General features: G+C 58.2%; 18 protein-coding genes. 16 read left to right on the top strand and 2 right to left on the bottom strand.

What is annotated here, in order from left to right:
• Window positions 1-23: 23 nt before the first annotated feature.
• Entirely contained in the window at window positions 24-3,341 is a 3,318-nt protein-coding gene (rne, locus tag GYM47_RS10475; protein WP_153842892.1) for a ribonuclease E, read from the bottom strand.
• A 690-nt stretch (window positions 3,342-4,031) separates the two neighbouring features.
• On the opposite strand from rne, the gene GYM47_RS10470 reads away from it, so the two are divergent.
• From GYM47_RS10470 to sppA, 3 genes are read left to right on the top strand one after another with little or no spacing between them, the layout of a single operon-like run.
• Window positions 4,032-4,973: an RluA family pseudouridine synthase gene (locus GYM47_RS10470; protein WP_153842893.1), complete on the top strand. Its 942-nt coding sequence runs from the start codon at window positions 4,032-4,034 to the stop codon at window positions 4,971-4,973.
• A 10-nt stretch (window positions 4,974-4,983) separates the two neighbouring features.
• Entirely contained in the window at window positions 4,984-5,655 is a 672-nt protein-coding gene (locus GYM47_RS10465; protein WP_153842894.1) for an HAD family hydrolase, read from the top strand.
• Window positions 5,656-5,685: 30 nt separating this feature from the next.
• The gene (gene sppA / locus GYM47_RS10460; RefSeq protein WP_153842895.1) at window positions 5,686-6,801 is read left to right on the top strand and encodes a signal peptide peptidase SppA; all 1,116 of its coding nucleotides are present in this window, start codon (window positions 5,686-5,688) and stop codon (window positions 6,799-6,801) included.
• Here the strand turns inward: sppA and GYM47_RS10455 are convergent.
• Window positions 6,767-7,396, bottom strand: a complete 630-nt coding sequence (locus tag GYM47_RS10455; protein WP_153842922.1) for a Maf family protein — start codon at window positions 7,394-7,396, stop codon at window positions 6,767-6,769. The genes sppA and GYM47_RS10455 overlap by 35 nt on opposite strands.
• 168 nt (window positions 7,397-7,564) lie before the next feature.
• On the opposite strand from GYM47_RS10455, the gene GYM47_RS10450 reads away from it, so the two are divergent.
• The 13 genes from GYM47_RS10450 to GYM47_RS10390 all read left to right on the top strand — a co-directional run bounded on the left by GYM47_RS10450 (window position 7,565) and on the right by GYM47_RS10390 (window position 17,826).
• Complete coding sequence (locus GYM47_RS10450; protein ID WP_139527222.1) at window positions 7,565-8,113, top strand: YceD family protein; 549 nt, start codon at window positions 7,565-7,567, stop codon at window positions 8,111-8,113.
• Window positions 8,114-8,149: 36 nt separating this feature from the next.
• Window positions 8,150-8,320, top strand: coding sequence for a 50S ribosomal protein L32 (rpmF, locus tag GYM47_RS10445; RefSeq protein ID WP_009099300.1), 171 nt, complete (start codon window positions 8,150-8,152; stop codon window positions 8,318-8,320).
• A gap of 39 nt (window positions 8,321-8,359) precedes the next feature.
• Window positions 8,360-9,373 (top strand): phosphate acyltransferase PlsX, encoded by a 1,014-nt coding sequence (gene plsX / locus GYM47_RS10440; protein ID WP_153842896.1) that lies wholly within the window; start codon window positions 8,360-8,362, stop codon window positions 9,371-9,373.
• A gap of 151 nt (window positions 9,374-9,524) precedes the next feature.
• Complete coding sequence (gene fabD, locus GYM47_RS10435; RefSeq protein WP_139527224.1) at window positions 9,525-10,484, top strand: ACP S-malonyltransferase; 960 nt, start codon at window positions 9,525-9,527, stop codon at window positions 10,482-10,484.
• A 52-nt stretch (window positions 10,485-10,536) separates the two neighbouring features.
• Entirely contained in the window at window positions 10,537-11,280 is a 744-nt protein-coding gene (gene fabG, locus GYM47_RS10430; protein ID WP_139527225.1) for a 3-oxoacyl-ACP reductase FabG, read from the top strand.
• Between the two features lie 124 nt (window positions 11,281-11,404).
• Entirely contained in the window at window positions 11,405-11,638 is a 234-nt protein-coding gene (acpP, locus tag GYM47_RS10425; RefSeq protein ID WP_008956801.1) for an acyl carrier protein, read from the top strand.
• Between the two features lie 194 nt (window positions 11,639-11,832).
• Complete coding sequence (gene fabF, locus GYM47_RS10420) at window positions 11,833-13,071, top strand: beta-ketoacyl-ACP synthase II (RefSeq protein WP_153842897.1); 1,239 nt, start codon at window positions 11,833-11,835, stop codon at window positions 13,069-13,071.
• A gap of 6 nt (window positions 13,072-13,077) precedes the next feature.
• On the top strand, window positions 13,078-13,887 hold the full coding sequence (gene pabC / locus GYM47_RS10415; RefSeq protein ID WP_153842898.1) for an aminodeoxychorismate lyase: 810 nt from the start codon (window positions 13,078-13,080) through the stop codon (window positions 13,885-13,887).
• Window positions 13,888-13,917: 30 nt separating this feature from the next.
• Entirely contained in the window at window positions 13,918-14,922 is a 1,005-nt protein-coding gene (gene mltG, locus GYM47_RS10410; protein WP_153842899.1) for an endolytic transglycosylase MltG, read from the top strand.
• Window positions 14,923-14,970: 48 nt separating this feature from the next.
• Complete coding sequence (tmk, locus tag GYM47_RS10405) at window positions 14,971-15,624, top strand: dTMP kinase (protein WP_153842900.1); 654 nt, start codon at window positions 14,971-14,973, stop codon at window positions 15,622-15,624.
• Window positions 15,615-16,598 (top strand): DNA polymerase III subunit delta', encoded by a 984-nt coding sequence (locus GYM47_RS10400; protein ID WP_153842901.1) that lies wholly within the window; start codon window positions 15,615-15,617, stop codon window positions 16,596-16,598. The genes tmk and GYM47_RS10400 overlap by 10 nt, the downstream gene beginning before the upstream one ends.
• A 23-nt stretch (window positions 16,599-16,621) precedes the next feature.
• Window positions 16,622-16,957 carry a PilZ domain-containing protein gene (locus GYM47_RS10395; protein ID WP_139527231.1) on the top strand — a complete coding sequence of 112 codons (336 nt, stop codon included), beginning with the start codon at window positions 16,622-16,624 and terminating at the stop codon, window positions 16,955-16,957.
• A gap of 35 nt (window positions 16,958-16,992) precedes the next feature.
• The gene (locus tag GYM47_RS10390; RefSeq protein ID WP_153842902.1) at window positions 16,993-17,826 is read left to right on the top strand and encodes a TatD family hydrolase; all 834 of its coding nucleotides are present in this window, start codon (window positions 16,993-16,995) and stop codon (window positions 17,824-17,826) included.
• The last annotated feature ends 26 nt before the right edge of the window (window positions 17,827-17,852 follow it).

The raw sequence follows: 17,852 nt of genomic DNA, 5'->3' as shown, positions 1-17,852 counted from the left end.
GCGGGGTTTTTTGTGCTTGGCCGTTACTCTTGCGAGTTCTGACCTTGAGCGTTCTGCTGCTTGCGCAGCTCACGCGGATCGTTATGGGCACGACGGCGACGACGGCGGGGTTTAGGCGCTTCTTCGTCGGTGGCAATGCTAGCTGGCGCTGGCGCAGACACCTCGTCGGTCGAGGCAGTGGCCGCGGGTTTCTGCTCGGACGCGTTGGCAGTCGCTGATGTCGCTTCGTCGGCGACGGCATCGCTGGGCGTCTTCTCGGCAGTTCGTTCGCTTGCCGGCGTGGCCGCCTCGGAGGTCGATGCGTCGTCTTCAGGCTTCGCAGAGGGCGCTGTGTCAACGTTGTCCTGCTCCGCTTCTGCCGTGGGCTGGGCATCGACGTCTGCTACTGGCGCTACCGATACGTCGGTCTTCGCCGCTTGGGCGTGTGCTTTGTCAGGCGCAGCGCTGCTTGCCTCGGTCTCTGCCGGAGTGGCCGCGGGCGCTTGAGGCGCGTTCGTGGCCTGCGGCGCCTTTGCGTGATCAGTTGGCTGAGCCTGAGCATCGCTCGCATCGTCAACGCTTGCATCCGGCACTTCGGCTTTGGGCACCTCAACTGCTGACGACTCTACGTGGGGTTCTTGCTGCACGTCCGCGGTGCGTGCGCGTTCTGTAGTAGCGTCGTCAGGCTCCGCGTGGCTAGCTGCTTCCGTGGAGGCGGGCTCGGGCTGCGGTCTGCTCGGTGCCGCTGCTTCTTGAGCGGTGGCTTCCGGCTTGGATTGACGACGCTGGCGCGTCGGTTTGCGAACTTTGTCGGCACTGTTGACTGCGCGCTCTGTGGGAGTGCTCTCTTTGGTGCTCTCTCCAGTGCTTCCGCCAGTACCTTCGCCAGCGCTCACTTCGGACGTCTGGTCGGCCTGATCGCTTCGTAGGGTCGCGGCATCAGTCGGTGCCTCGGTGGCCGTTGCCTGAGAGGCTTCGGCTGTCTGTGTGGAGGCCTCAACCGTGGGTGTCACGTCAGCAGGCGCTGTGTCGGCCATGCCATCAGTGGCTTGGGGAGCCTTTGCGGCTTCGGCTTGCAGCTTCAACTGCTCGGCTTCCGCCTGCGGATTGAGTGCCTGTTTACGCGAGCGGTTACGCGGGTTGTTGCGGGTGCGCTTTGGCTTGCCGTCATCCTGCTGTCCGTCGTCGGCTTGCGCCGCAGGTGCGCGCTCCTCTTGCTTATCCTGCTTGGGTTTGCCGTCCCGTGGCTTGTCGCGACGAGGCTCCTGAGGTTTGCCAGACTCTTCTTTGGACGTCTCTTTCTGGGCCTCTTTAGGACTCTGCTGACGCGGGTTTTTCGCGTTCTCTTGGCCTTTGCTATCGTCCTGTTGGGGGTGGCGGCGGCGGTTACGCGTACGGCTTGGGCCGCTGCGCTTGTCGCTAACGTCCTCGCTACGTGGCCCGGTGTTGCCTGCTGAGTTGCTGCGCTGATCGTTCTTGGCGTTATCGCTGCGCTGTTCCTGCTTGGGCGTGCTGTCGCTACGCTCCTGGGCCGGTTTGCTGCGGCGCTCGTTGCGTGACGGGCGGCTTGGCTGCTCGGACTGCTTGCGTGGCGCTTCTGCCTCTTTAGCCGTCTGCTGAGCGCTGTCGTCTCCGCCCAATAGCTTGGCGAAGCCGCGAATGAAGCGGCCGAGTACGCTGGGCTGCTCGGCGGTCGGCGCTGGAGCGGCGGCTACCTTGGCAGGCGCTTCTTCGGTTTGTAGCGATGCAGGCGCCGGGGCGTTATGTACGACGCTCTTCACGGCAGCTTCGGCACGCTGCGCAGGGGGCGCAAAGCTTGGGTCTGGCTCTTTGCCGACGTCGGTGTCGGTCGACAGCTCGAAACTGGAGAGCGAGTGGCTATCATCTTCGTCTAAATGATCATCCCGCAGGCGCTGGACATCATAATGCGGCGTGTCCATGTCAGGGCTGGGAAGCAGGACCACGCGAACCCCTTGGCGTGACTCTATGTCTGCCAGCACGCTGCGCTTTTCGTTCAGCAAGTAGGTGGCCACGGACACTGGCAAGATGGCGCGTATTTGGGCGCTGCGCTCTTTCATGGCTTCTTCTTCGATTAGACGCATGATCGAGAGTGATAGTGAGCGTACGTCCCGAATGGTGCCCTGGCCGTTGCAGCGCGGGCACACCACGCCGCTGGTTTCGCCGAGAGAAGGGCGCAGGCGCTGGCGCGACATTTCCATCAGACCAAAGCGAGAAATGCGACCGATTTGAACCCGCGCGCGATCCAGCTTCAAGGCATCGCGCATGCGGTTTTCGACTTCACGCTGGTTGCGCGCGGGCCCCATGTCGATAAAGTCGATGACGACCAAGCCACCAATATCCCGCAGGCGCAGCTGTCGGGCGATCTCGTCGGCGGCTTCCGAGTTGGTTTGCAGTGCCGTTTCCTCGATATCGCTACCCCGCGTGGCACGGGCGGAGTTGATGTCGATTGAGACCAGCGCTTCGGTGTGGTCGATCACGATCGAGCCGCCTGATGGCAGCTTCACTTCCCGCTGATAGGCGGTTTCGATTTGCGACTCGATCTGGAAACGGGAGAAGAGCGGAACTTCGTCCGCGTAGAGCTTGATCTTCTGTTGGTACGAGGGCATGACCTGGCGAATGAACGCCAGCGCCTCGGCGTGAATCTCGGGGCTATCGATCAATACCTCGCCGATATCCTGGCGCAGGTAGTCGCGCATGGCGCGAATGATGACGTTGGATTCACGGTAAATCAGAAACGGTGCCGAGCGTTTGCCTGCTTCCGTCGTGATGGACTCCCACACCTGAACGAGGTAATCCAAGTCCCACTGTAGCTCCTCGGAGCTACGTCCGATGCCGGCCGTACGAACGATCAGTCCCATTTTATCAGGAACGGTGAGCTGACCCATTGCATCTTTGAGCTGGCTGCGGTCATCGCCCTCGATACGGCGTGAAATCCCTCCTGCGCGTGGGTTGTTGGGCATCAACACCAAAAAGCGACCCGCGAGACTGATAAAAGTGGTCAGCGCTGCGCCTTTGTTGCCGCGTTCCTCTTTATCGACCTGAACGATGACTTCCTGGCCCTCTTTTAGCACCTCTTTGATGCTAGGGCGACCAGAGACGTCTTTGATGAAGTATTCGCGCGAGATCTCTTTCAGAGGAAGGAAACCGTGGCGCTCGGCACCAAAGTCCACGAACGCGGCTTCGAGAGAGGGTTCTACTCGGGTGATCTTACCCCGATAAATATTGGCTTTTTTCTGTTCCCGAGCGCCGGATTCGATATCCAAATCGTAAAGGCGCTGTCCATCTACCAGTGCGACCCGCAGCTCTTCAGGCTGGGTCGCGTTAATTAGCATCCGTTTCATGTTGTCTCACGTAGCATGGCGTGCCGACATACTTTTGAAAGCGTGCGTCGGCGAATCGCTGGGTGCTGCGTGCTTGTGCTCGGCGCATGGTTATGCTGACGCATTAAGCCGGGAAGGCAGTCGTGCCGACCCGGCCGAAAGGGCGTTGAGTACGTGGCGGCGGCAGAACATGTTTCGGTGGCTGTCACGTCCATCCGGCTCTGCTGACACCGCCTACACCTGGCATTCATCGATTCGCCAACGCCGGTATCGGCACAGCGTTGATCTTAGCGCCCTAGCGTTGCAACGACTTGTGACGAAAAGAGGCTGCAAGGCTGAGGCGTAACGTTTAATTAGTGACGGGCCCGCCGTTTCTGGCCGAGCCTGACGTTCTCTCTCGTCCGACGGGTGTCAAACGACAGAGTTACTGCATTTCAATACGTTGTCAGTAGGTAGTGCGTACACTTATCACTACTGAGTGCGCTCTGACCTGCGTGTTGGTCGTGCAGGTGCGAAGCCAAAACGTGGAACATCCTTCTTTATACCAATGTTATAAAAGCGGGCCACGTTCGGCCCGGCCACGTTGGCCGATGAGCGCTTTGGAATATAACAGTAAAGACAACCACCAGCAATTGACGCAATGCCGGGAGCTCTACGTTAGAATGCCGTTTTTAATCTGACGTCAAAGAATGTCACCAGGAGTAAGCGGCAATGTCCGAAGGGCGTGAAGTACAGTGGGTGGAAATCGCCCCGGAACAAGCAGGTCAGAGAATCGATAATTTTTTGATGACCCGATTAAAAGGGGCTCCCCGCGCACTGATTTACCGTATCGTTCGTAAAGGGGAAGTTCGGGTCAATAAAAAACGGGTCAAAGTCGATTATCGCCTGCAGTCGGGTGATTTGGTGCGAGTGCCGCCGCTGCGTCTTGCCCCTAAAGAGGCGGTGAAAGAAGTCAGCGATAATCTGCGCGACCTGCTGGTGGGCAGCGTGATCATGGAAGGGCCCGACTGGATGGTGATGAACAAGCCGTCGGGCTTGGCCGTCCATGGGGGAAGTGGTGTCAAGATTGGCTTGATCGAGGCTCTTCGCCAAGTGCGTGACGACCTGACGTTCTTGGAGTTGGTGCATCGTCTCGATCGCGATACTTCCGGCTGTTTACTGCTCGCCAAGTCCCGTGATGCGTTGGTTACTCTCAACGAGTCTTTGAAAAAACACGGCATGGACAAACGCTATTTGGCGCTGGTGGCCGGACGCTGGCCTGCCCGCAAAACCTACGAAAGCGCGCGGCTGGATCGTTTCGATGCAGGCAACGGCGAGCGGCGCGTGCGGGTAGACCCCAATGGTAAGGTGTCACGCACTCACTTCTCCGTGGTCGAGACGTTCGAAAAAGTCACGCTGATCGAAGCGGAGCCAGTGACCGGTCGCACTCACCAAATTCGCGTGCACGCTGCCCATGCAGGGCATGCGCTATTGGGTGATGATAAATACGCGACCCGTGAAAGCGCAGTGCTGACCAAGCAATTGGGCTTGGGCCGCCTCTTTCTACATGCTCGCTCGCTGACCTTTCCAGAGCCTGGTAACGGCAGACCTGTGACGGTTAAAGCGCCGCTTCCAGAGGCACTTGAAGAGACGCTCAAGCGCGCACGTCAATGAGAGAAATGCTATGCGTTACGAGCTGATTATTTTCGACTGGGACGGCACGCTAATGAATTCCGTGCCCAAAATCGTCGCTTGCATGCAGGCGGCGGCGATGGATGCCGAGTGGGGCGAACTGGACGTCAGTGCCATCGAAGACATCATCGGTTTAGGGTTGCCTGAGGCAATCGCCAAGCTATGCCCGGGCATTGCGTCCGAGCAGGCCGAGCGGCTGCGCCAGCGTTACTCCCATCACTTTGTAGAGGGCAATACGACGCCAATGCCTTTTTTCGACGGGGTAGAGGCGCAGCTGGCGAGATTGCGGGAGCGACCCCAGCAACGTCTTGCGGTCGCGACGGGTAAAAGTCGTCGCGGTCTCGATCGAATCTTTCGTGAGACGGGGAGCGGCGAGTTTTTTCACGCGAGCCGCACGGCCGATGAGACGCGTTCAAAGCCACATCCCCAGATGCTAGAGGAGATTTTGGCCGAGCTGCAGGTGCCAGTAGAGCGCGCTGTTATGGTGGGAGACACCGAATACGATTTGGAGATGGCCCGCGCCCTGGGGATGGATCGGGTGGGGGTGACCTACGGTGTGCACACGCCCGCTCGTCTGGCGGCTAGCCAGCCCGTGTGGGTGGCTGACGACATACCGTCACTGTTCGATTGGCTCTACTGCGAGCCGCTATGCAGACAGGCCTAGACGTGAATACACGCAACGTAGGAGTCGACGATGAGTGATGATCAGCGGCGTGACGAGCGCCATGGAGAGGCACCCAGCAGCCGTGATCCATCGAGTGAGCATGATCGCTGGACGCAAGGACCTGAAGTGCCTGCGCAGCAAAAGCGGGCAGCGCAGACAGATCACCAAGAGGACGATGCAGAGACCCTAAGAGAGCGTCAGCGGCTAGCTCAGCTTGAGATGATGGATCGTTGGATCGGTGGTGTGCTGACCGAGCAGCGTAGAAGCCGCCGCTGGAAGCTATTCTTTAGGTTGATGTTACTCGCGCTGGTGCTCATCTCGCTGACGACGACGCTCTATCGGGTATTTTTGGCAGAACCTACCGCTGCAGTGCCCGCGCAGCAACACTTGGCGTTGATAGAAGTGCACGGAGTGATTGCCAGCGATGCGCCTGCCAATGCGGAGCGCATCATCCAAGGTTTGAATCGAGCCTGGGACAATGCCGGTGTTGTCGCCGTGGTGCTGCACATCGACAGCCCGGGAGGAAGTCCTGTCCAGTCTCAACGTATTTATACCGAAATCATGCGCCTGCGCGAGCAGGGCGATAAGCCGATCATTGCAGTGATCGAAGATATCGGTGCCAGCGGTGCTTACTACGTTGCGTCGGCGGCAGACGAGATCGTTGCGTCTCCGGCCAGCTTGGTGGGATCGATTGGCGTGATTTATGCGGGATTTGGCTTTCAAGAAGCCATTGCCGAGCTGGGAGTCGAGCGCCGAGTCATGACGGCGGGTGAGAACAAGGCGTTTCTAGACCCCTTTCAGCCGTTGGACGAGGACGTGGCGCGCTTTTGGCAAAGCGTGCTCACCCAAACGCATGAGCAATTCATTGGTGATGTGCGAGCGGGGCGCGGAGAGCGTTTGAGCGATAACCCGGATATTTTTTCCGGGCTAGTCTGGAGCGGCGAGCAGGCGCTTGGCTTAGGGTTGGTCGATGAGTTGGCGAGTCTAGAGCAGGTTGCCCGTGCTCAGGTGGGCGAGGCGTCCTGGGAGAACTACACGCCTCGTTTAGATCCCTTCGAGCGGCTAACGCGCCGATTTACTCAAGCGGCTGCCGAGGTGCTGGGTGTGCACACTAGTCATGCGCCGATAAAGTTTCAGGCCCAGTAGCGTCAGACGTCGCCAAGGGGTTCATGCCCACGTGGCGAAGCATGTCGCAAAGGGCGATGAGGGGCAGTCCGATCAATGCGTTGGGGTCACGGCCCTCCAGACGCTCGAATAGTGTGATTCCCAACCCCTCCATGCGAAAGCTTCCGGCGCTATCGAGGGGTTGCTCAAGGGCAACGTAACGTTCTATTTCCTGTTCGCTCAAGGTGCGGAATACCACCTCGAACGGCTCGATATGCACGTGGTGGCGCTGATGTCGCGTGTCGACCAGAGCGAGTCCCGTCAAGAACGTGACCTTACGGCCCGAAAAACGCGCCAGATTGGCACGTGCGCGCTCCGGTGTGTGTGGTTTGCCGAGAATGTCACCTTCGAACAGGGCAATTTGATCAGAGCCAATGATACAGTGGTGGGGGAAACGCTCGGCCACCGCGTTGGCTTTGCTCAGCGCAAGGCGGTGAACGAGTGCCTGCGGGGATTCGTAATCGAGGGGCGTCTCGTCGATGTCAGGGGAGTGACATTGGTAAGGTAGCTGCAGACGGTCTAGCAGCGCTTGGCGAAAGCGAGAGCTAGACGCAAGGACGAGGGGGGCGTTTTGCATTTGCGGCACTGTCGTCTCCTTTTGACTGGGATGGCGCCATCAGCACGGGCATTGAGTGTAGCGAAAGCGCGGCGACATGCCTAATAGCCCCGTTTTCACCGAGCTATCGATAAGAATTATGCTATGAGCTTTGACACCAGGGGGGCGAGTGCCTATCATTGCGCGCCTATGTTGACCTCACAACTCCCCAGCCGGGTTGAGCCTTATAAGCTTGCAGCCCGCCGCGAACGACTCGAAGGCTTAGTGGCGCTGAATAAGCTGCCCCGCCTTGCTGAAGAAGCAGGCGACCAAACGGGCGACTGTCATGTCGTACTCGAGTTTGGTGTCGATGCCCAAGGTCGCCGCGAAATTCGTGGCCATTTGCAAGCGACGCTGGCACTGCCTTGTCGTCGCTGTATGGTGCCGCTTAGCCAAGACGTTTCCAGTGACTTCCTGCTTGGGATGATTACCGACGAAGCCTTGGCCGCCGAGCTGCCTGCCAGTCATGAGCCGGTGCTGGTGGAAAACGAACAGCTGGACCTGCTGACGGTGGTCGAGGATGAGCTCATTCTCAGCCTTCCCCAGGTGGTCTACCACGATGAGACCGAATGCCATGTCTCGGCGGAGCAGCTGGTCAGCAAGACCGAAGGCGCGGCGGACGAGTCCGCTTCAGCCAAGAATCCTTTCGCGGTGCTCAATGCTTTGAAAAGCAGTGGCGCTTTGAAAGGCAAAAAGTAAGCATCACTTACCCTACATACCTTGGAGTAAACACTCATGGCAGTTCAACAGAACCGTAAAACTCGTTCCAAGCGCGGCATGCGTCGTAGTCACGATGCGCTGAGCGCACCGACTCTGTCTCAAGACAAAGAAACGGGCACCACTCATCTGCGTCACCATGTTTCTCCCGATGGTTTCTATCGCGGCCGTAAGGTGGTTGAGGTTTAAGCCTTAACACTTTACGAGTGGCATAACAGCGTGGGTGCAATGCGCCTAGCGATCGATGTCATGGGGGGTGACCAAGGCCCTCGTGCCATTATCGAAGGCTCTGCAAAGGCGGTCATCGAGCGACCTGACATTGAACTCACCCTGTTCGGCCCGCGTCAGCGTATCATCGCTGAACTTTCGCGCTTGCCGCAGCCTTTGGCTGCGGCAGCGTCACGTTTAGTCGCCTGCGATGTTTCTGATGCAGTGCCGCCCAGCGCATCGGCTGCCTGGGCGCTGCGGCGTGGGCACGAGACGAGCATGGCGCGCATGCTGCGCTATGTAGCAGAAGGTGGCGCCCATGCCGGGCTCAGTGCTGGCAATACCGCGGCGTTAGTCGCGCTGTCGCGGCGTGAGCTTGGCATGATCTCTGGGTTCTCCCGGCCCGCTATCAGTACTGCCATACCCTCACGGGGCGGTCGACGTTGCTACCTGCTGGATTTGGGGGCAAATGTAGATTCCCCCGCCTCACGGCTCGTTGATTTTGCCGTATTAGGGGCTGCTATGGCGCACTGCATAGATGGGATCGACCGTCCTCGCGTTGCGTTATTGAACGTTGGGGCAGAGGCCACAAAAGGCAGTGTGACCGTGCGGGAGACGGATCACTTGCTTCGGGAGTGTGCATCCTCACTGCCATTTGTATATCTAGGCTATGCGGAAGGTGGCGACATCTTTCAAGGCGAGATCGATGTCATGGTGTGCGATGGCTTTGTCGGTAACGTGACGTTGAAGGCGAGCGAAGGTTTGACTCGTATGTTGGTTGAGCGTGTGCAGTGGGCGTTTGAATCACGCCTATGTGGACGTTTGGCAAGTGTACTGGCCAAACCTGTGCTGAAACGGCTCAAGCAGGAGCTTGACCCCGTACGTTATAACGGCGCAAGCCTACTTGGGCTAAAACGAATTGTGGTGAAGAGCCATGGGAGTGCCGGTGCAGATGGGTTCTACTACGCTATTCAGCGAGCCCTGCAAGAAGTAGAACGCGATCTGCCAACCCAGCTTGCCAGTCGCTGGTCTTGAACCGAAGGCAAGCAAGACGCCACAAAACGTCGTACGATTTTTGCGGGTTATCGGTGGCCATTGGAGATGCCGTTCGCTGCGCGTCAGCGTTACCGATGACTACGCCTATCGCTCAACTGAGCAAATGCCTACAAGAGCAAAGGTGAACGACATGTCTCAACCCCTTGCCCTCATTTTTCCCGGGCAAGGCTCTCAGCAGCTTGGAATGCTGCGGGAGCTGGCCGAGCGCTATAGTGTGGTGGGAACGACATTTGAGGAAGCGTCCGATGCGCTGGGCTATGACCTATGGAAGGTCGTCCAGGAAGGCCCCGAAGATGCACTGAATGCAACGGCTTGCACCCAGCCAGCGCTGCTCACATCCAGCGTGGCTATCTGGCGAGTTTGGCAGGAGCTGGAAGGCCCTCGCCCTAGCGTAATGGCAGGTCATAGCCTTGGCGAGTACAGTGCGATGGTCTGCGCGGGCGTGATGGGCTTTGCCGAAGGTGTGCAGCTCGTTCGTCTACGTGGTGAAGCCATGCAGGAGGCCGTTCCCGCTGGCGAAGGCGGCATGGCTGCGATACTTGGTCTTGACGATGCCGTTGTTGAAGCCGCCTGCGCTAGCGCCGCCCAGGGTGACGTCGTATCGGCCGTGAATTATAACTCTCCTGGGCAGGTGGTCATCGCTGGCAGTAAAGCGGCGGTTGAGCGTGCCATTACGGCCTGCCAAGAGGCCGGTGCCAAGCGTGCACTGGCTTTGCCCGTTTCTGTACCGTCCCACTGTGCGTTGATGCGCCCCGCTGCCGAGCGTTTGGCCAATGCGATGCAATCGATCGAGCTACGCACGCCTCGCTACACCGTCATCCAAAACGTCGACGCCCAAGCCCATGCGGATGTCGACACGCTTCGTACGCGCTTGATCGAGCAGCTCTATCAACCTGTGCGATGGTCCTCTTGCGTTGAAGCCATGGCAGAGCAAGGTGCTAATGTCTTCATCGAATGTGGCCCGGGCAAGGTGCTGACCGGTCTCAACAAGCGTATCGTGCGTGGTGCCAAGGGGTTGGCGGTCAACGACCCCGACAGTTTGGACGCAGCGCTCGAGCTTGCGCGCGAAACATTGGCGGGTAATGCGTGATAAACGGCGAATATCAGCTACCCTTGCTTAGTTCAGTGGAAGGAAACGTGTTATGACGCAAGAGAAACGTGTCGCCCTAGTAACGGGAGCAAGCCGCGGCATTGGTCGTGCCATTGCTCACGAGCTTGGTCGTCAGGGCCGTATCGTCATCGGTACGGCCACTAGCGACGCTGGTGCTGAGAAAATCGATGCCGATTTAAAAGCCAATGGCATTGAAGGCGCAGGCATGTGCCTGAATGTCACCGATCAGGCGAGTATCGATGAGGTGTTAAAGACGATCGGTGAGCGTTTCGGGGCACCCACGATTTTGGTTAACAATGCAGGGATTACCCGTGATAACCTCCTCATGCGGATGAAAGAGGAGGAGTGGGATTCCGTGATGGATACCAACCTCAAATCCGTCTACCGTGTGAGCAAGGCTTGCCTGCGTGGCATGACCAAGGCGCGCTTTGGTCGAATCGTATCGATCAGTTCGGTCGTCGCGACCATGGGTAACTTGGGTCAAGCGAACTATGCAGCGGCCAAGGCTGGCATGGAGGGCTTTAGTCGTGCACTTGCGCGCGAGGTGGCGTCACGTGCCATCACGGTCAATGCCGTTGCGCCGGGTTTTATCGCCACTGATATGACTGAATCGCTGCCCGAAGCACAGCACGACATGTTGCTGAAACAGATTCCTTTGGCACGTCTGGGCGGGCCAGAAGAGATTGCTGCTGCCGTTGGCTTTTTGACGAGTGACGCTGCAGGGTATATCACTGGTGAAACGCTGCACGTGAATGGCGGTATGAATATGCGTTGATGGCCTTGGGTTTGGCGGTTGCGTCAACCTAAGGGCGTCTATAAACTACCCCGCAGCTTTTGGCTTGCGGTTTCCAAATAGCTGGTTATCTATAACGGCTAATGTGAACGACTGGAGTACGTTGATGAGTACTATTGAAGAGCGCGTAAAAAAAGTAGTGGCAGAGCGCCTGAACGTTAAAGAAGAAGACATCCAGAACAGCTCTTCTTTCACTGAAGACCTGGGTGCCGACTCTCTGGACACCGTTGAACTGGTGATGGCATTGGAAGAGGAATTCGATACTGAAATTCCTGACGAAGAAGCCGAAAAAATCACCACGGTTCAAGAAGCGATCGACTACGTAAACGCCCACCAGTAAGGGCGCGATCATCGCGAAGAGTCAGGGTGGGGTGTCTCCCGCCCGTATTAAAAAAGCCGTCCTGATAGGGGACGGCTTTTTTGCTTTACGCTCTCAATGAATATAACGTTCAAACTCCGTTATACTAGTCACCAAATTTCTGCAGCAAATGACCCAGATGGGTCGTGTCACCATGGATGCCTGGAGGAAAGCTGATGGCGCGAAGAAGGGTAGTGGTAACTGGGTTAGGCCTGGTGACCCCAGTGGGCAATAGCGTAGACGAGTCGTGGGCCAATATCGTCGCGGGGAAAAGTGGCATTGCGCCTATCGAGCACTTCGATACCAGTGGCTTCAATACACGCTTTGGTGGTTCGGTAAAGAATTTCGATATCAGCCCCTACTTGAACCCCAAAGATGCACGCAAGATGGATCTGTTCATTCAGTACGGCATGGCGGCCGGTGCGCAGGCCATCCAGGATTCAGGCATAGAGTGTAACGACGAGAACGCCGAGCGCATCGGTGTGGCTATCGGTTCAGGCATCGGCGGCTTGCCAATGATTGAACATAACCACAATGCGCTCAATAAAGGCGGCGCGCGCCGCGTGTCGCCGTTCTTTGTGCCGGGGTCCATCATCAATATGATCTCGGGCAACATGGCGATCCAGCACGGCTTCAAAGGGCCGAATATTGCCATTACGACGGCATGCACCACCGGTACGCATAATATTGGCTACAGCGCACGTACCATCGCCTACGGCGATGCAGACGTGATGATTTGTGGCGGTGCGGAAATGGCCACGACGCCGCTGGGTTTGGGCGGTTTCTCGGCGGCGCGTGCGCTTTCCACACGCAATGACGACCCTGAAGCGGCAAGCCGTCCTTGGGATGCCGGGCGCGATGGCTTCGTGCTCTCGGATGGTGCGGGCGTGTTGGTGTTAGAAGAGTACGAGCATGCCAAAGCACGTGGAGCCCACATTTATGCGGAGCTTGCAGGCTTTGGAATGAGTGATGATGCCTATCATATGACGGCACCTCCAGAGGACGGCCGTGGCGCGGCGCTCTCTATGAGTAATGCGATCAAAGATGCCGCCATTGATCCATCGGCCGTGCATTATATCAATGCTCACGGTACGTCGACGGCGGCTGGTGATTTGGCGGAGAGCCGTGCGATCGAGAAAGTGTTGGGTCATGCGGCTCAGCACGTGGCCGTAAGCTCCACCAAGTCGATGATTGGTCACTTGCTGGGAGCTGCTGGCGCCGTTGAAGCCGTTTTCAGCATTCTGGCCATTCGTGATCAGGTTGCGCCGCCCACCATCAACCTGGACAACCCTCAGGAGGGCTGCAATCTCGACTACGTCCCCCATACCGCTCGTGACATGCGTATCGATGTAACGCTGTCGAACTCGTTTGGTTTTGGTGGCACGAACGGCTCGCTGTTGTTCAAAAAGGTATAAGCCTTGATGCCGATGCCCCAGGTGCCTTTCGATGACCGCGGGCTGGCGTATGGCGATGGTCTATTCGAAACCGTCTTGCTACGTGATGGGCAGCCCGTGCTGTGGGAGTACCATCACGCCCGGTTGTCAAAGGGCTGCCAACGTTTGAATATTCCATTGCCGTCTGCTCGGCAGCTGTCTCAGGCGTGGCAAGCCCCCCCTAGGGCCGCTCTCGAGGTTCTCAAGCTCATTTTGACCCGTGGGAGTGGTGGTCGTGGCTACGCGATTCCTAACCAGGTAGCGCCCCGGCTGATGACTCGGCGTACGCCCTTTACGACAAACGAAACGCACTGGCGTGAGGGCGTATGCGTTCGTATGTGTCAACTGCGTTTGGGGCATCAACCGCTTCTGGCCGGGATCAAACATCTCAATCGGCTAGAGAACGTGCTGGCGCGTCAGGAGTGGCAAGAGCCTGACATCGCCGAAGGGTTGCTGACCGATCAAGCGAGTAATGTCGTGGAGGCCACCAGTATGAACCTGTTCTGGTCGTCAGAAGGGCGTTTGTATACGCCCTACATTGATCGTTGCGGTGTAGAGGGCACCCTGCGTGCTGCCTTGCTGTCTGAGGGCCTCATCCACGAAAGCCGTTTGTCCGCTGCAGCGTTGTCAAGCGTGGAACGGCTTTGGGTCGGTAATTCAGTTCAAGGGGTTTGGCCCGTGCGTGAGCTACGCGACGCCCACGGCAGTCGACTAGCGGCGTGGCCGCGCTTCAAGGCGGATCCGCTGCAAGTCGCGGCGCATCGGCTGCTCGGTTATCCAGGTACATTTCTATCGTAGGCAACCCCATAACATGATCGAGGTATCAACGTGAAACGGTTATTTGCCGTCTTAGCGGTATTGGTAGTGCTGGCGATTGCCGCCGTGCTAGGTGGCTATGCCTATTGGCAGCAGCGCCTTGCGGCACCCATTGTCGTTGAGGAACCCACGCTTTACCAAGTGCCTGCGGGTGCTGGATTTCATCAAGTCGTACGTGACCTGGCTTCTCAAGGCGTATTGAAAGACGTCTGGGCGTATCAACTGCTGGCTCGTATCGACCCAGAGCAGGTGCCGCAACTGCGGGTGGGAGAGTATCGGCTGATGCCCGGGATGAGCGGACTGGATGTCATTGCGTTATTGGGCAGCAATAACGTGGTGACATACTCGTTGACCGTACCGGAAGGTTGGACGTTTCGCCAGATGCGCACGTTGCTCGATACGGCCCCCAAGCTCGAGCATCGCACGACTGGCATGAGTGACGAAGCGATCATGACGCTTTTGGGGCGTGAGGGAGCTCATCCAGAAGGTTGGTTCTTTCCCGATACCTATCGCTACCATTTGGGCATGAGCGATGTGGATATCTTGCGTCAGTCCCTGCAGCGGATGGAGCGTATTTTGGAAGAGGTCTGGGCAGAGCGGGATGAGGATCTCACTATCGAGTCTCCTTACGAAGCACTCATCATGGCCTCGTTAATCGAACGCGAAACCGGAGCGCCGGAAGAGCGTCGGGAAATTGCCGGCGTTTTCAAGCGGCGTATGGAGCGCGGCATGCGTCTTCAAACGGACCCTACGGTCATTTATGGAATGGGCGAGCGCTACGAAGGGCGGATTACCCGTGCCGACCTGAGGGAAGCGACTCCCTACAACACGTACGTGATCGATGGTATGCCGCCGACACCCATCGCCATGCCAGGGCGTGCCTCGTTGGAAGCTGCGGTGAATCCGCAACCTGGTGAAACACTCTACTTTGTGTCGCGGGGAGATGGCACCCACCATTTTTCACGTACCCTGCGTGAGCACAATAATGCCGTCAACCGCTATATTCGTAATCGTTAAATCGCTGCCATCGACCAAGATGGCGTATCAATTGAGTAAGGGGCAGCAATGAGTAAGCGTGGGCGCTTCATCACGCTGGAAGGCGGTGAAGGGGTCGGTAAGTCGACCAACGTGGCGTTCGTCGAAGCGTGGCTGACATCGCGTGGAATCGATGTGGTGCGCACGCGGGAACCCGGAGGCACGGCGCGCGCGGAGGCCATTCGCGAGCTGTTGCTAGACCCTGCGCCCAACGAGCCGCTCAGTGTCGATGCGGAGTTGTTGCTCGTCTTTGCCGCCCGTGCACAGCATTTGGCGGAGAAAATTCTGCCAGCCCTGGCGCGCGGCGCCTGGGTGGTCTGTGACCGTTTTACCGATGCGACCTTTGCCTATCAGGGCGGTGGGCGAGGTATCGATACGTACCGAATTGCTCAGCTAGAAGCATTCGTTCAGAAAGGGCTTTCTCCTGATTTGACGCTTTTGCTCGATATGCCGCCTGACGCTGCCAGAGTGCGGCTAGAGGGGCGTTTACGCGATCTCAATACGCAGCGTGACCGGTTCGAGCAAGAGCGTGTCGAATTTTTCATGGACGTTCGCCAGGCTTACCTTGAGAGAGCTGCATCTGCTCCGGAGCGTTTTGCTCTCATTGACGCGGCCCAGCCGCTGCAAGACGTTCAAATGGTGCTGGGTCGTGTGCTGGAAGAGCGGGTTGCGCAATGGCAGTAACCGGCGTCTTGCCCTGGCACCACTCGACCTGGCAGCAGTTGGTGCGTCTGGCCGATAGCGGACGTTTGCCCCATGCGCTGCTGATCAGCGGTGCTCACGGCGTCGGCAAACAGCAGTTAGCGGAGGCGCTGATCGCCAGAGCGTTGTGTGCAGCGCCAAGCGAGCAGGCCTGCGGGCAGTGTCATAGCTGTGCCATGCTGGCGTCAGGCTATCACCCTGACTTGCTGCGGGTGTCGCCGGAGGAGGGGAAGCGTCAAATTCGTATCGACCCTATTCGCGATGTGAATCGGTTCGTGTCGCAAACGGCGCAGCAGGGCGGTTATCGCGTCATTGTCATTTCCCCGGCGGAAGCGATGAACGTTGCCGCGGCCAATGCGCTGTTAAAAAGCTTGGAAGAGCCTGGCGACAAAACGCTCTTTATCCTGCTCTCGGACGTGCCGTCTCGCACGTTGCCGACCATTCGCTCACGCTGTCAGCAGTGGCCACTGGCCAGCGTAGCGTTCGAGGCATGTAAAGGCTGGCTGACGCAGCATCTGGGAGGTGATGAGGCGCACTTTTGGTGGCGTGTCTCCGGTGGTTTACCGCTCTTGGCAGTGGAGCTTGCCGCTCCCGACGAGCGTGCCCTGAGGCATCAAATTCACGACTGTTTCGAGCAGTTAGTGCGCGGGGCAGAGCCGGTATCCGAGGCAGCAAGGTTGGACCGCCAGGCGATCGATGCCATCTTATGGTACGGTATCGCTTGGCTTGAGGACTTGATTCGTCTGGGGCTTTCCGGCGAGCAGAGCGTGTTGCACAATCCTGATTTGGTGCCACTCTACCGACAGGCGGTAAAAAACGGTCGCGTTCAAGACTGGTTCCGGCTGCTGGATTATGCCCGAGAGCAGCGCCGCTTGTTCGCCGTAGGGGCCAACCCAAATCCCCAACTCGTTTTGGAAGCGTGGCTAGTTCGCTGGTCTGCGCTGCTACGCTCCTAACCACTGGTTGTAACGAGGTCGTGATGGCTGCCCAAAAAGCGCTCTCTTTGACGATACCGGATGTACCAACGCTGTTGTCCGCCTACATGCCCTTTTTGGACCGAGGTGGGATTTTCGTACCGACGAAAACACTCTACAGCCTGGGGCAGTCGGTCATGCTGCTGCTGACCCTGCCAGGGGAGAGTGAGCGTCTTTCGGTGACAGGACAGGTGATTTGGATATCTCCCGAAGGCGTGAGCGGTCGGCGTATGCCGGGCATCGGCGTTCACTTCAGCCAGCAGGATTACTCCGTTCGCGACCGTATCGAGACGCTGTTGGCGGGCCAGCTCGATAAAGCGCCCCCTTCATTTACGCTTTAATTCAGCGATTTTTCTATACACTCAAAGAGCCCTGCATGTTTGTCGACTCTCACTGCCATCTCGATCGTTTATCGGAACATACCCACGGTGGCGACGTAGCAGCCACCCTGGCCGCTGCGCGTCAAGCGAACGTTAGCCAGTTTCTCGCGATTTCGACGACGCTGGAGGAGCTGCCTGGGCTGGCCGCCATTGCCAGAGAGCACCCTGACGTTGCGATCTCCGCCGGTCTGCACCCGCTGTATCAGGCGGCGCACGAACCCAGCGTGGACGAGATCGTCGAAGCTGCCGAGCAGTATGGCGCGGTGGCCATTGGCGAGACCGGGCTGGATTATCACTACCAGGAGAGCGTACCGCTAAGCGTCCAGCATGAGCGCTTCAAACGGCACCTAATGGCCGCAAGCGAATTAGAACTACCGGTGATCATCCATACCCGTGAGGCGAAAGACGATACGTTGGCGCTGCTGCGGGAACACAGCAATCCTCAGGTGGGGGGGGTGATTCACTGCTTCACCGAAGATCTGGAGATGGCCCGGGAAGCCGTGCGGCTGGGTTTTTACATTTCGCTTTCCGGTATTATCACCTTCCGTAACGCTGCGTCACTGCGTACGCTGGCACGCCAGCTTCCACTGGATAGGCTGCTCATCGAAACCGACAGCCCCTATTTGGCACCCGTTCCCCATCGCGGAAAGCCCAACGAACCCGCGTGGGTCGTCGAGGTGGCTGAGTGTATTGCCCGTGAACGAGGCATCAGCGTCGATGAAGTTGCGATGCAGACGACGGTGAACTTCTACCATCTTTTCCGGGCTGCCGTGCCCGATGCGCCTGCCCATGTGAAAGAGGCGCTGGCACGATCTGGGCTGGTAGTGTAACGCGCTATCTTTTGGGGAGCATGGCA

The sequence above is a fragment of the Vreelandella piezotolerans genome (assembly GCF_012427705.1).
Taxonomy (GTDB): domain Bacteria; phylum Pseudomonadota; class Gammaproteobacteria; order Pseudomonadales; family Halomonadaceae; genus Vreelandella; species Vreelandella piezotolerans.
This window is presented reverse-complemented; position numbering and strand designations above follow the sequence as displayed.